14 protein-coding genes and 1 pseudogene are annotated in these 12,956 nt (G+C 46.0%); 4 read left to right on the forward strand and 11 right to left on the reverse strand.

What is annotated here, in order from left to right; all coding sequences use genetic code 11:
• The gene (rsmJ, locus tag BN1044_RS11530; RefSeq protein WP_025802162.1) at nt 1–750 is read left to right on the forward strand and encodes a 16S rRNA (guanine(1516)-N(2))-methyltransferase RsmJ; all 750 of its coding nucleotides are present in this window, start codon (nt 1–3) and stop codon (nt 748–750) included.
• 139 nt (nt 751–889) lie between these two features.
• Here the strand turns inward: rsmJ and BN1044_RS11535 are convergent, their stop codons facing one another.
• Nucleotides 890–1,168 carry a hypothetical protein gene (locus tag BN1044_RS11535; protein WP_072308808.1) on the reverse strand — a complete coding sequence of 93 codons (279 nt, stop codon included), beginning with the start codon at nt 1,166–1,168 and terminating at the stop codon, nt 890–892.
• 148 nt (nt 1,169–1,316) lie between these two features.
• On the opposite strand from BN1044_RS11535, the gene BN1044_RS11540 reads away from it, so the two are divergent.
• The 3 genes from BN1044_RS11540 (at nt 1,317) to rhtC (ending at nt 4,197) form a co-directional block, all read left to right on the forward strand.
• The gene (locus tag BN1044_RS11540) at nt 1,317–2,033 is read left to right on the forward strand and encodes a response regulator transcription factor (RefSeq protein WP_081329575.1); all 717 of its coding nucleotides are present in this window, start codon (nt 1,317–1,319) and stop codon (nt 2,031–2,033) included.
• Nucleotides 2,034–3,503, forward strand: a complete 1,470-nt coding sequence (locus tag BN1044_RS11545; protein WP_072308809.1) for a sensor histidine kinase — start codon at nt 2,034–2,036, stop codon at nt 3,501–3,503.
• A 70-nt stretch (nt 3,504–3,573) separates the two neighbouring features.
• Complete coding sequence (gene rhtC / locus BN1044_RS11550) at nt 3,574–4,197, forward strand: threonine export protein RhtC (protein WP_040046673.1); 624 nt, start codon at nt 3,574–3,576, stop codon at nt 4,195–4,197.
• A gap of 70 nt (nt 4,198–4,267) precedes the next feature.
• On the opposite strand, the gene gntU is transcribed toward rhtC, so the two are convergent.
• From gntU to BN1044_RS24130, 10 genes and pseudogenes are all read right to left on the reverse strand, one after another.
• Complete coding sequence (gntU, locus tag BN1044_RS11555) at nt 4,268–5,605, reverse strand: gluconate transporter (RefSeq protein ID WP_072308810.1); 1,338 nt, start codon at nt 5,603–5,605, stop codon at nt 4,268–4,270.
• Nucleotides 5,605–6,144, reverse strand: coding sequence for a gluconokinase (gene gntK, locus BN1044_RS11560; protein ID WP_072308811.1), 540 nt, complete (start codon nt 6,142–6,144; stop codon nt 5,605–5,607). Before gntK ends, gntU begins: the two co-directional genes overlap by 1 nt.
• Before the next feature lie 189 nt (nt 6,145–6,333).
• Entirely contained in the window at nt 6,334–7,329 is a 996-nt protein-coding gene (gene gntR / locus BN1044_RS11565; RefSeq protein WP_072308825.1) for a gluconate operon transcriptional repressor GntR, read from the reverse strand.
• Between the two features lie 144 nt (nt 7,330–7,473).
• Nucleotides 7,474–8,853: a glycoside hydrolase family 1 protein gene (locus BN1044_RS11570; RefSeq protein WP_072308812.1), complete on the reverse strand. Its 1,380-nt coding sequence runs from the start codon at nt 8,851–8,853 to the stop codon at nt 7,474–7,476.
• 249 nt (nt 8,854–9,102) lie between these two features.
• The gene (locus BN1044_RS11575) at nt 9,103–9,423 is read right to left on the reverse strand and encodes an NTF2 fold immunity protein (RefSeq protein ID WP_072308813.1); all 321 of its coding nucleotides are present in this window, start codon (nt 9,421–9,423) and stop codon (nt 9,103–9,105) included.
• A 145-nt stretch (nt 9,424–9,568) separates the two neighbouring features.
• Complete coding sequence (locus BN1044_RS11580) at nt 9,569–9,922, reverse strand: hypothetical protein (protein ID WP_254663927.1); 354 nt, start codon at nt 9,920–9,922, stop codon at nt 9,569–9,571.
• A complete protein-coding gene (locus BN1044_RS11585) occupies nt 9,922–10,374 on the reverse strand; it encodes a type III secretion system effector protein (RefSeq protein WP_081329576.1) in 453 nt (150 codons plus the stop codon). Before BN1044_RS11585 ends, BN1044_RS11580 begins: the two co-directional genes overlap by 1 nt.
• Nucleotides 10,375–10,964: 590 nt before the next feature.
• A pseudogene (locus tag BN1044_RS24125) lies at nt 10,965–11,572 on the reverse strand (RHS repeat-associated core domain-containing protein); the annotation flags it as partial.
• Between the two features lie 4 nt (nt 11,573–11,576).
• On the reverse strand, nt 11,577–11,972 hold the full coding sequence (locus tag BN1044_RS11605; protein WP_139130929.1) for a hypothetical protein: 396 nt from the start codon (nt 11,970–11,972) through the stop codon (nt 11,577–11,579).
• 47 nt (nt 11,973–12,019) lie between these two features.
• Nucleotides 12,020–12,956 (reverse strand): RHS repeat-associated core domain-containing protein (locus BN1044_RS24130; RefSeq protein ID WP_072308819.1); only part of this gene is annotated, 937 nt, incomplete at its 5' end.

A 12,956-nucleotide genomic window follows, 5' to 3' on the forward strand; every position in this document is an offset into this window, starting at 1 on the left:
TTGAGTATTCAGTTATTGTTAGAAGAGGGCGCCGATAGCGGCGCCTTATCTCATTTAGCCGAGCGCTGGGGATTGGTTCACGATCCTGACGCGATAATGGCGTTGGTATTAACGCCTGAGCATTTAGAACTGCGCAAGTTGGATGAACCCAAGCTGGGCGCTATTTTTGTCGATTTTGTGGCCGGTGCGATGGCGCATCGCCGCAAGTTTGGCGGCGGCCGTGGTGAAGCGGTGGCAAAAGCCGTGGGTATTAAAGGCAGCTATGTGCCGAGCGTTGTGGATGCGACCGCAGGATTAGGGCGCGATGCCTACGTGTTGGCGTCGGTAGGGTGTCATGTGCGCATGCTGGAGCGCCATCCCGTGGTGGCGGCATTGCTTGATGATGGTTTGCAGCGTGGCTATGCAGATCCTGAAATCGGCGGCTGGCTGCAAGAACGCCTGACCCTGCTGCATGCCTCCAGTATTGATGCGTTGAAAGATCTTAGCCCTGCGCCAGAAGTGGTGTATCTCGATCCGATGTATCCGCACAAACAGAAAAGTGCGCTAGTGAAGAAAGAGATGCGGGTGTTCCAGTCATTGGTGGGCGCTGATTTGGATGCCGATGCATTACTAGCACCCGCTCGCGCACTGGCGACGAAACGTATCGTGGTAAAACGTCCTGATTATGCTCCGCCGTTGGCCGATGTGCCGGCTCATGCGGCCACCACCACCAAAAATCACCGTTTTGATATTTACACGCCGCTAAAATAATTCTGCATGTAAATAACCTCAGTCTAACCCTCTCCTTCGCAGGAGAGGGAACTGTGCAGTGGGTCCCGAATAAGCTCGAATGGCCCTTCCTCTGCTAAGGGGGAAGCTGGCTAGGGAGCCAATATTACCTAGTCGTAAATTAATACCCTGAACTCGTTTTCTTCAGCGTATCGCCTTGCTTCATGGGTTTCTTATCCATCTGATCTTTGCTCATTTCATCTTGTTTAGGCGCTTCGCCTTTTTGCATCGCGTCCAAGTGCTGTTTTTTCATTTCCTGCGGTTTTTTACTCATATGATCCATTTTATGTGGCTCTTGCTGCATACCATCGCCGGATGTACTTGTTGTATCAGCAGCGAAAGAGAATCCGCTGCCCATCAGTAAAGTGCTACACATAACAACCGTAATAATTTTTCTCATGGTCAGATCCTTATGGAAAATGGGGTCAGGGCCAGTATTGCGTTCACTTGTTCAGCAAAGCCTCACAGAGTTATAAATTATTTGTGATAACTCAGGGCGCAAACCCTGTGTAGACTAATTATAAAAATGCACGTGGAGCCGGAACGCGATGGAAGGAATGAAGCGAATTCTAATTGTAGAAGATGACGCGCATATTGCCGATTTACTGGCGCTGCATCTGCGTGATGAGGGCTACCACATAGAGCACGCGGCTGATGGCATTGTCGGTATGGCGATGCTGGAGCAGGGCGGTTGGGATGCGCTGATTTTAGATCTGATGTTGCCGGGTATTGATGGGCTTGATATCTGCCGTCGCGCGCGCAGCATGACGCGTTATACGCCGATTATTATGATTAGCGCCCGCTCCAGTGAAGTGCACCGGGTTCTGGGATTAGAGCTAGGTGCCGATGACTATTTAGCCAAACCGTTTTCGATGATTGAGCTGGCAGCACGCGTTAAAGCGCTGTTTCGCCGTCAGGAAGCGATGAGCCGTAATTTGCAGATGGATGCAGGGCGTTTGGACATTGCGGATCTGGTCATCGATCCTATTGCGCGAGCGGTTTGGAAGGATCAACAACCTGTCGATCTCACGCCGCGTGAGTTTGATTTGCTGTATTTTTTCGCTAAAAATCCCGACAAAGTTTTTTCTCGTTTGCAGCTTCTCGATCAGGTGTGGGGCTACCAGCACGATGGCTACGAACATACAGTTAACACCCATATCAATCGGCTACGTATAAAAATTGAAGCCGATCCTTCCGAGCCGCAGCATATTCTGACCGTTTGGGGCTCTGGCTATAAATTTACGGCGTCGAGCATGGGAAATTAAATGAATCGATTGAGTTTATCCCAGCGTTTAACGTTGGTGTTTGCGCTGTTGCTGGTCGCTTGCTGCGCGGTATCGGGTTGGCTTCAGGTACGCAGTAATACGCAATATAGCCAGCAGGTTATTCAACGTTTGTCCGTCAATCTTGCTCAGCATATTACGGAGAATAACCGGTTGCTCGGTGAGCAGGGACTCAATCCTGCCTCGGTAAAAAAGCTGTTTGATCAGCTGATGTCGGTGAATCCGAGCGTGGAAGTTTATCTGCTTGATAAGCAGGGGCATATTATTGGTGATGCTGCGCCAGAAGGGCGAATTAAACGTCGTGATGTGAGTCTTCAACCCATCAATGCGCTAATGCAGGGGCAAAGCATGCCGGTTTACGGCGACGATCCGCGTAGTGTCGACGGTCGAAAGGTCTTTAGCGTTGCACCGCTACAGGTTGAGGGAAAAACCGAAGGCTATTTGTACGTTGTTTTGCTGGGAGAGGATTACGCTCGGTTAACGGATGATGCCCGCATTGGCTCGACGGTATGGACCGTCGTAGGGTCGATGGGATTGATTGTGCTGTTTGGTTCACTGGCCGGCTGGCTGGCGTTCCGCTGGGTAACGAAACCTGTGCGCCAGCTCACTCGTCAGGTGAGTAAACTGGAGCAGGAAGGGCTGGATTACGCTCGTGTCATGGCGCTGAGCGTACCCGATGCTGATGTAAAAAGTGATGAAGTGACTCAGCTTAGACGTGCATTTGTTTTGATGGCTAGGCGCATTGCCGAGCAGTGGAAAACCTTGGCAGAACAGGATCAACAACGGCGTGAATTTATTGCCAATATTTCACATGATTTGCGCACGCCGTTGACCTCTTTGCATGGCTATCTCGAGACGCTATCGGTGAAGTCGGCAAGTCTAAGCGAAGTGGATCGCAAGCGTTATCTGGATATCGCCTTGGCGCAAAGCCTTAAAGTTGGGCGACTAGCGCAAGAGTTATTTGAGCTAGCTCGTTTGGAATATGGTGCGGTTAAACCGCAGAAAGAACGCATGTCGTTCAGCGAGCTTTTACAGGATGTTTTTCAGAAGTTTGAGCTCGCGGCAGAAACTCGCCAAATTAAACTGACTGCGGATATTGCCAAAGGTTTACCGCTGGTCAACGCCGATATTTATATGATGGAGCGCGTGCTAACCAACCTATTGGATAATGCAATCCGCCATACGCCGCAGGGGGGAAATATTGCGGTGAGACTTTGGTATCAGGCAGGGCAAATTTGGGTTCAACTGACCGACAGCGGCGTAGGTATTCCAGAGGAGCTGAAAGCGGGGCTGTTTGAGCGTCCATCGTTGCTCTCAGGCGTGCGCCGCCAGTCCGCGGGAGGATTGGGGTTGATGATTGTGAAACGAATGTTGCAGCTGCACGGTGGCGATATCATGTTGGTTAATGAAAATGAGCAAGGTGCTTGTTTTCGTTTAATGCTGCCGGTGTGATCGCTCCCTTAATTATTCACAGACTTAGTGGTAGCATGAATTTCCCCCCTAATTATAAGAGTTAACTCCGATGATGTTGTTTTTGACGGTGGCATTGGTTCATCTGGTGGCTTTAATGGCTCCCGGACCTGATTTCTTTTTTGTTTCCCAAACGGCGGTCAGCCGTTCTCGTTCTGAAGCAATGCAGGGCGTAGTGGGAATTACACTGGGTATCGTTATTTGGGCAGCAGTTGCGCTGATGGGGCTCCATCTGCTGCTGATGAAAATGGCATGGCTGCATAGCATTATCACCGTGGGCGGTGGTTTATATCTGACGTGGATGGGCTATCAGCTCCTTAAGTCTGCGCGTGCAAAAGGCCAGTTAGACAGCGGCGAAGAGGTAAGTATCACGCTGCCAGCGCGTGGAAAAACGTTCCTGCGCGGTTTTCTCACTAACCTGTCGAACCCAAAAGCGGTGATTTATTTCGGTTCGGTGTTTTCACTGTTCGTCGGCGACAATGTGAGTACGCCAGAGCGCGTTGGCCTGTTCGTGATGATTGTGGCTGAAACCTTTGTTTGGTTCAGCATTGTGGCATCGGTATTTGCGCTGCCGGTGATGCGCCGTGGTTATCAGCGTTTAGCCAAGTGGATTGATGGCGTCGCAGGCGTCTTGTTTATCGGCTTCGGTTTGCACCTGATTTTCTCTCGTTCGTAATTATCTTCAGTGAACATAAAAAAAGGCGGGCTAATGATTAATTAGGCCGCCTTTTTTGTATTCGTAAAAATTACATCACCGCGAAGAAGATCATACCAACCACTGCGCCCGTGGTGCCTAAGATGGTTTCCATCACGGACCAGGTTTTCAGGGTTTGTGCTTCGGTTGCGCCGGTAAATTTACCGAATAGCCAGAAGCCGGAGTCGTTGACGTGGCTCAGTACGATAGAACCCCCCGCGATACAGATGGAAAGCGCCGCCATCTGTGCGCCGTTGTAGCCCAGCTCGCCAATAACCGGCAGAACCAAACCTACGGTGGTTAAACAGGCAACGGTAGCAGAACCTTGAATCACGCGCACCGCAGCGGCGAGAACGAAACAGGCAACCGCAATTGGCAGACCTGCGCCAATCAGAGAATTACCTAATGCAGGACCAACGCCGGAATCCACCAGAATCTGTTTAAATACGCCACCGGCACCAGTAACCAGAAGAATGATACCCGCAGGCTGGATTGCCGCAGAACACACTTCCATCACTTTCTCTTTGCTCATGCCGCGACGGATCGCCAGACCATAAATCGCCACCAGACAGGCGATTAGAATTGCCGTGAATGGGTGACCGATAAATTCCAGCCATTTATGCAGTTCAGTGCCGGTTTCAACAAAGCGTGCACCGATGGTTTTCATTCCAACTAGAACCAGCGGGAACAGAACCAGCGCCAGACTAAAACCAAAAGAAGGCAGTTTGCTCTTATCCAAGCTTGGCTCTTGGATATCTTCAGGCAGAGCCAGCGTCACGTGTTTGCTGATGAAGTTACCAAACAGAGGGCCCGCTAAAATCATCCCTGGAATCGCTGCGCACAGACCAATTAGGATCATCCAGCCATAGTCAGCGCCCATCTGGGAAGCCAGCAGCATCGGTGTTGGCCCCGGCAGCAAGAATGCCGCTGCGCCAGCAACACCGGCAAACAGTGGGATAGCCAGTTTAACAACGTTGCCATTTGTACGACGGGCAACGGCGAACACCACGCCAATCAACAATACGATAGCTACGTCGAAGAACAGCGGCAGTGCACAGACTAGACCGGCGATACCCAGCGCATAGTGCGCTCGTTTTTCACCAAAGCTATCTAGCAACTTAGCGGCTATCTGATCTAACGCGCCGGTTTCATGCAGGATTTTGCCAAACATGGCACCCAACGCAACCACGATGGCGAGGAAGCCTAATGTGCCTCCCATGCCTTTTTCCATGGTTTTGGCAATATCATCTAGCGGCATGCCGGAAAAAATGCCCGCGCCGATAGAAACCAGCATCAGAGCAACGAAGGCATGCATACGGGCTTTCATCACTAAAAACAGCAGCAGTAGGACCGAGCCTACGGCGGTAAATACGAGAGTAAAAGTACTCATTATGACCCCTGAGAAATCACAGATTTAATGGTTTTAATTGTGTTTTCAACAACGCCGTCCAGAGGGAGGCTGATGTCGACAGCGTGAACGTCCTGCTCAACGCTGGTAGGTTCTTCTAACGCTTCAAATTGAGAAACAAGCATCTGAGGTTTAAAGAAGTGGCCCTTACGTGCCAGCAGACGGCTTTCAATAAGATCGAAATTGCCTTTCAGGTAAATAAAGGAAACGTTTTTATTACCGTCGCGCAGCATGTCGCGGTAACGCTTTTTAAGCGCAGAGCAAACGATCAAAGAGACGTCGTTGGTCCGCTGCATAGCGAAAATGGCGTCATTAACCGCTTTCAGCCATGGAGTTCGGTCTTCGTCATTCAGCGCGTGGCCTTCAGACATTTTTTTGATATTGGCGCGTGTGTGCAAGAAGTCGCCATCCAGAAAACCTGCGCCGAGCTGTTGGGCTACAGAGGTTGCTACAGCAGATTTACCGCTGCCAGATACGCCCATCAGAATAAAAACGTGGTGTTGTGGTTTTTTATCGCTCATTTCTACTCCAGAGAGGGGACGGTTTTCCATCCACTAAATGCAATGTTACTGGTAACTTGTTATGGGTAACATTGTCTGAGCAGCGATAATAATTAGCAAGATTTGTGGCAAAGTAGCTTCAATAACTGTGAGGTTACTCTCAGTTACTAACGGGAATTAACTATTATGAGGGGGGGGATTGCAGGGTAATTAGATGCTGCCACCATAAAGTAAGGTGAAGCCGACATCGACCATCTGAGAGGAAATGGTTTCACCACGTAGACGAGACAACATCCGTTCGGCCGCGATTTGACCCATCCGCTCACGCGGTGTCAGTACGCTGGCTAATTTAGGCGTCATTACCTGACCGATATCGTGGCCGTGGAATCCGGCAATCGCCATATCTTGAGGAATACGTAGACCTAAACGTTGGCACTCGAAAGCCGCACCAGCCGCTAAGTCATCGTTGGTACAGAAAATACTGTCCATATCAGGATAGCGATCTAACGCCTCGCGCAGCAGTTCACTACCCACTGAATAAGAAGAGCCGCGCGGTATCATAACGCTACGTGGCTGCAGGCCGGCATGATGCATCGCCGTCTCATAACCCTGCTGTTTGATGACGGTACGCTCATCCTGACGAGCACCAAAATAAACAACTTTGCGATGGCCACGATCGATAATGGCCTGAGTCATCTGCCGAGCAGCTTCAAAGTTGTCGAATCCCACCGCGGTATCAATACACGGCGTAATGCAGTCCATCATTTCGACGACCGGTACACCTGATACTTCGATCATTTTACGCGTGCGCGCGGTGTGGTTTCTTTCAGACAGGATCAGCCCATCAACGTTATACGAGAGCAAGGAAAGCAAACGTTCTTCTTCTTTTTCTGGCCGATAACCGTAATGCGCCAGCATGGTTTGATAACCATGTGCGTCGGTGACGCTTTCGATTCCGCGAATTACATCGGCGAAAACTTGGTTGGTCAGAGAAGGAAGCAGTACGCCAATGGCGCGGCTGGTAGAGTTGGAAAGAATATCCGGTGCGCGGTTAGGGATGTAGCCCAGTTCGTCCAGCGCCACTGCAATTTTCGTTTGAAGTGCAGCAGATACCTGTGATGGGTTGCGCAAATAACGGCTAACCGTCATTTTCGTCACTCCAACTTTATCTGCGACATCTTGAAGTACAGGGCGTTTTTTCTTCATTTTCAATGAAATAACTAATGTTCGGGCGAATGCACACAGTTTAGCAAAAAAACAATGTGGCGCATAAAACAAATGTGGACTGAAATCGCAGCCGTTTAGCTGCGATTTCAATGAACAATGTCAGTGAATTACCGAAGAATCACATTAAAAACCATTCGCGTGCGAAACCTGCGCAAACCATTCACCACTCTTTTTCACGCTTCGGGTTTGGGTTGCGAGATCGAGCTGAATAAAGCCGTAGCGGTTTTTGTAAGCGTTACACCAAGACCAGTTATCAATAAATGTCCACATGTGATAGCCCAAACATTGGCTGCCTTCCTGAATCGCTTTATGCACCCATTGCAGATGTTCACGCACAAATTCAATGCGATAGTCGTCTTGGACTTGTCCATTCTCGATAAATCGCTGCTCATTCTCCACGCCCATGCCATTTTCAGAAATAAAGCAGCGCGGATTGCCGTATTCAGTACGTAGATTGGTCAGAATGTCGTAAATACCTTTCTCATAAATTTCCCATCCACGATGAGGGTTCATTTTACGGCCTGGCATTTCATAGTTTTCAAAGAACCATTCAGGCATAAATGGACTATCAGGATTGACTAGGCTGTCGCGGCATTTAATACGGCGTGGCTGATAGTAATTGATGCCTAAAAGTGAGACCACGCCTTGAGCCAATAGCTCACGGTCACCGCTGCGGCACTCCGGTAGCTGATGATGAGATTTCAGCAAAGCCACTAACTCATCAGGATATTTACCTAAGAGCGCTGGGTCTAGGAAGCTGCGATTAAACATCAGATCGGCAATGTTAGCCGCTTTGACGTCAGCAGGATTTTCAGAGTGAGGGTATGACGGCGTGAGATTGAGAATGATGCCGATGTCACCGCCCTGATCCAGCTGGCGATAACGTTGCACCGCCTGGGCGTGCGCGATCATGGTGTGGTAGGCCACGGTGGCCGCACGTTTGAAATCCACCACGTTAGGGTAGTGGAAGTCATACAGATAACCGCCTTCCACCGGAACGACCGGCTCATTGAAGGTAAACCAGTGTTTAACGCGGTCACCAAACAGGCGGAAACAGGTATCGGCATACTCCGCGTAGGCGTCTGCAACTTCGCGATTTTCCCATCCGCCGATCTGCTGCATCGCCATGGGCATATCAAAATGGAAAAGGTTGATAAAAGGCGTAATGCCCTGAGCGAGCATTTCATCAATGACCTGATTATAAAATGCGACAGCTTCAGGATTGACTGCCCCACGACCTTCGGGAATGAGACGAGCCCATGAAATCGAGGTGCGAAAGCTATTGTGTCCGACGCGTTTTAACAGCGCGATATCCTCGCGCCAATGCTGGTAAAACGTTGATGTATCCTGTGGACCAACGTTTTGATGAAAACGGTTTGGCTGCTCGGTAAACCAGTGATCCCACACGGTAGCGCTTTTACCGCCGCCAAGCGTATTACCTTCCGTTTGCGGTGCCGAACTGGCGCTACCCCACCAAAATCCTGTTGGAAATGAATGTGTCATAAATGCTCCTATTATGAATTTCTCGCCAGTTCATTGGCCCGTTTGCTCGCCCTTGCATCAGGGCTGCTTTCGTTGTTTTGCAGCTCCCATGAGCCAAAAAGACGACTTGCAGAGCCACATTGGATAGGTTTTTGAAACCGGTTTCTATAAAGAAAGAAGCAAAGCGAGAGCGGGGTTCCGGAATGAGCATTCATGGCGATAAAACTGTGGGGTAGATCACGGATTGGGGGGAGTAGATCTCTATAGCTCCTACTCGCCATGAGTGAAAGTATCAATCGCTCCAGTATCTTTTCTTATTTTTATTGTGAACACACCTCCTGCAATGTTTTTCTGTAAACTTCCAGATACAACCCAGTACTCATTTTCATCTTTTATTAAATATGGCTTTTCATTTTCTGCAACATCTTTCCCGTATATGTTTTTAATATAAACCTCAGCTACATCTGAGGCCATTTTTTTATTGTTAATCAGCTTTGGAGGTGTTTTTTCTAATGAGATTATTTCTTTTTCGCTTGAGCATACATTTAAGGATAGTAATAATGCTAAAAAAATAATAGCTGACTCTTTCATTAGCTTATGTCTCCATTTTTGGGAGGGCTTAAAATTTATTGTATGATGTTATTTTTATCTGCATAAAATGTGCGCTGGATTTTTGATTTCCCACATCAATCATTACTCATCCATCTATCTATATTTCCTTCGTTTAATAAATTAACTATTGCATTTTCATTGATTTTATTTTCTGAACACCAATATTTTTTTTGTATTTAAAGGTAAACATTCCGTTGTTATCTATAAAGTACTCATGATTGTCATTTTCGATGTATATCCGAATGTTTTTTTTGTCAAAAAAAGAACAGTTACCTTTATGGTTTCTTAGTATGAATGATATCTTCTCACTGTTTTTTAATGATGTTTTTTGCATTCCATTTTTTGTTGCAAGCTCCTTAATTACTTCCATTGTGATTGGTGTGTATGTTTGAATTCTAAATGGAATACGGTAATAAAACATGACCGCATCACAATATGATGCGTAAATATAGAAGAGAAATATTAGTACTATTTTCATCAATACTTCATCCTGTCTGGAATTCCCATTTCTTTTCTAACAGGGTTCTCATACGTTTTGACATTATTCATATGGCCTGGGCCATCGTCTTTTTCTCCCATTGCATGCCCTATTTCATGAGCAATAACTACGCTTAATGGAGTTGGTGTCATTTTACATGCTTTATCTTTTCCTTGAGATTGACATGAGGTATGGTCTGAGTCTTTCTCAATGTAAAAAATAAACTCAGTAGGGTCGTAACACGTATGTTCCATACCTTTTCTTGGATCTCTAAATATATAGGTATGGTTCGATGATTCCAGTTTATCTATCATGTCCTTTCCATGTCTTGTTTTTCTTACAGATTCATATGCGTCTTTCATCGCTTTTTTTTGTTCCTCATTACCATTAAAAATTACTGTCAGTCCTAATGGGTCTATATTTGTGACTGTGTTTAGCGGATAGGTGTACAAGCTTAAACCACAGCCAAACCGACATGCGTATTATACTTTGACAAGTCCTTAGAAGAGAATAATTATAATATATGAGTTAGTTTTAATTAAAAATTTATTGCAAATAGCATGTTTTATACGAATTTACTCAATTTTCATTATTTAACTATTTTATGGACTTATACTTCACACTACACAAGGTAGTTAACATTTTTTAGTGATTTTCTTGGTGTAGTGTAAAAAAAATCTACCTGCAATTAATATTATAGATAAAACCCAAGCATATAATGCAATGTATGGTAAGAATAAGCCTATGATTATACTCCCTAAAAAATTATCTATAACAACTTGTGGTGAAACCCTCATAGATATATATATAAAACTTATTATCGATGAAATGTAAGGAGCGATAATGTAAATCGCAATATCCCATAAGATGGTTTTTTTAAAAAAATATGCAAAAGAAAAAAACATCAATGATATGTAAAATATTAATAAGTAATCGTAAGTATATTGATGTAGTATTCTAAAAGTATACTCCTTGGCAATAAAAAAATGGCTAATTATTGCGAAAGGGAATAATAAATAGATTGATCTCATAGTTAATGCCTCTAGAATGCTGGCGATATGAGCCATGAGCCGAATGGCAAGTTAGGTGTGGGGTAAAGGATTTTTTTCATAGCATCATTCATCCCCCAAGGCGTACGTATCGTCCCCAAGGTTTTAAAAGGACCAATACCATTTAAAACATTACTGGAACACAATGCACAATATAATGGTGAGCATCCACCCTGTTCATCTATATTATCTCTAATCTTTTTATCTTCATCTGGAGTTATTTCAAAACTATATACTCTGACGTCAGGGCCATAGGCATACTGGTATTTTAAAAAATCATTCAAATTAGCATCACTTCCACTGAAGGTACCCCCACTCCCTGAAGGTATTCCTCGTGGGGTAACAAAAGAACCGCCTGGATCATATAATAGCTCGTCATCACCTGTTCCCATATGCAAACCTACATGGCCGATCCCATTATTATTCACAATGACATCTACGTTATTTAACCCTTGAGGGTCTATAGCCAATACCGGATTTAACGGGTACACATACGCGTTCACTCCCCCCTCAACCCAATCGGATCCTGAGTAATATACCGCCCTATTGTCGGATCGTAATAGCGATGGCGGTTGTAGTGCAGGCCGGATTCCTCATTGTATTAATTAATTTCGACCGAAAGTGGCATACCATGAAAAGCATTTTGTTAATTTATCAGGAATTCCCTTTGCATTTATTTTAACCCAATTTTGTATATCACCCTCTTCCGCAGGGATTGCTCCACCGCTCCATTCTGTGATGAGGGTTTTCTTATTGTATATATCTTCATGATAGAAAAAAAACGTTTCATCTGAAACATATGTGTCGGCATACATAATTAGCCAGTCTTTATCTTTAAATACTCTAAGTATGTTCGCTTTTTCTATGTGTGCTTGTCTGGAAATATCTATTTCCAATTGTTTTTTTTGCGTTATATTTAAACTTTTAATCATTTGAGTGCATGGTGAGTTTGCATATGCACAGTTACATAATGATAAAGATAATAATATAAATTTAATCATGCATTCCTCATCTTAATATTTTCATGATATCTTTTATTACAACCCATTCAAAAAAGTTCATTACATTGCCCATTTTTATCACGTATTCCATATGAACCACATGTTAACTTTGTTCCTGTTCCTGTTCCTGTTCCTGTTCCTGTTCCTGTTCCTGTTCCTGTTCCTGTTCCTGCTGAATATCGATACCAAGTAGGTGTTCCAAACCATTTTTTATCGCTTGCTCTAAATACTGGGCCTCCGGTATGAGAAGCGCTCCATACATCTCTCCCTTTTACTCCAGTAGCGCTTCCACCATATAATACAACATGCCCGGGATAATGCCCGACGTCACCTAAAGTAGGTTCCCCATTAACGGGAATAAAGCGAGGATCGTGAGTAAATTGACCGCTAGTTAATCGACCTATATCTATACCTGCTTGTTTATATATTGATGAAATTGCACCTGAACAATCAGCTCCTGTTTTTGTAGTGCCACCAGAGCGATATGGAACATTAGATTTTGACCAATCTTCAGCTGCGGATTGAATTGCATTTTGCTGTTCTGTAGTTAGTTCCAACCCCAATGGATCAATACCATGCACTGGGTTCAGCGGATACGCATAAAAATTCCATCCCCCCCTCAACCCAATCGGATCCTGAGTAATATACCGGCCTATCGTCGGGTCGTAATACCGGTGGCGGTTGTAGTGCAGGCCGGATTCTTCATCGTATTGCTGCCCCTGCATTCTGATTGGTTGGTGCAGCTGATGCGGATTTTCTTCGCTTAGCGCATTGCCCCAGGCGTCCAGCGTGATGGACCAGTCGATATCGCCGTTGAGGTTGATGAGCTGTTGCGGTGTGCCGAGGTGGTTGCAGTCGTACAGTTGGGCGGCGTAGGGCGTATCCGGCAGCGGGTCGAGCAGGGTGGCCAGATATTCCGGGCTGAGCTGAACCTGATTGAGCCACGCATGCTGTTCTTCGCTGAGGCGGTTGTCGCGTAGCGTC

The sequence above is a fragment of the Hafnia alvei genome (assembly GCF_900095695.1).
GTDB lineage: Bacteria > Pseudomonadota > Gammaproteobacteria > Enterobacterales > Enterobacteriaceae > Hafnia > Hafnia alvei_B.

Excerpts from the sequence above, each read along its gene's own strand:
- BN1044_RS11535 (WP_072308808.1), bottom strand. The coding sequence starts at position 1,168 with ATGAGAAAAATTATTACGGTTGTTATGTGTAGCACTTTACTGATGGGC.
- BN1044_RS11540 (WP_081329575.1), top strand. The coding sequence starts at position 1,317 with ATGGAAGGAATGAAGCGAATTCTAATTGTAGAAGATGACGCGCATATT.
- BN1044_RS11545 (WP_072308809.1), top strand. The coding sequence starts at position 2,034 with ATGAATCGATTGAGTTTATCCCAGCGTTTAACGTTGGTGTTTGCGCTG.
- rhtC (WP_040046673.1), top strand. The coding sequence starts at position 3,574 with ATGATGTTGTTTTTGACGGTGGCATTGGTTCATCTGGTGGCTTTAATG.
- gntU (WP_072308810.1), bottom strand. The coding sequence starts at position 5,605 with ATGAGTACTTTTACTCTCGTATTTACCGCCGTAGGCTCGGTCCTACTG.
- gntK (WP_072308811.1), bottom strand. The coding sequence starts at position 6,144 with ATGAGCGATAAAAAACCACAACACCACGTTTTTATTCTGATGGGCGTA.
- gntR (WP_072308825.1), bottom strand. The coding sequence starts at position 7,329 with ATGAAGAAAAAACGCCCTGTACTTCAAGATGTCGCAGATAAAGTTGGA.
- BN1044_RS11570 (WP_072308812.1), bottom strand. The coding sequence starts at position 8,853 with ATGACACATTCATTTCCAACAGGATTTTGGTGGGGTAGCGCCAGTTCG.
- BN1044_RS11575 (WP_072308813.1), bottom strand. The coding sequence starts at position 9,423 with ATGAAAGAGTCAGCTATTATTTTTTTAGCATTATTACTATCCTTAAAT.
- BN1044_RS11580 (WP_254663927.1), bottom strand. The coding sequence starts at position 9,922 with ATGAAAATAGTACTAATATTTCTCTTCTATATTTACGCATCATATTGT.
- BN1044_RS11605 (WP_139130929.1), bottom strand. The coding sequence starts at position 11,972 with ATGATTAAATTTATATTATTATCTTTATCATTATGTAACTGTGCATAT.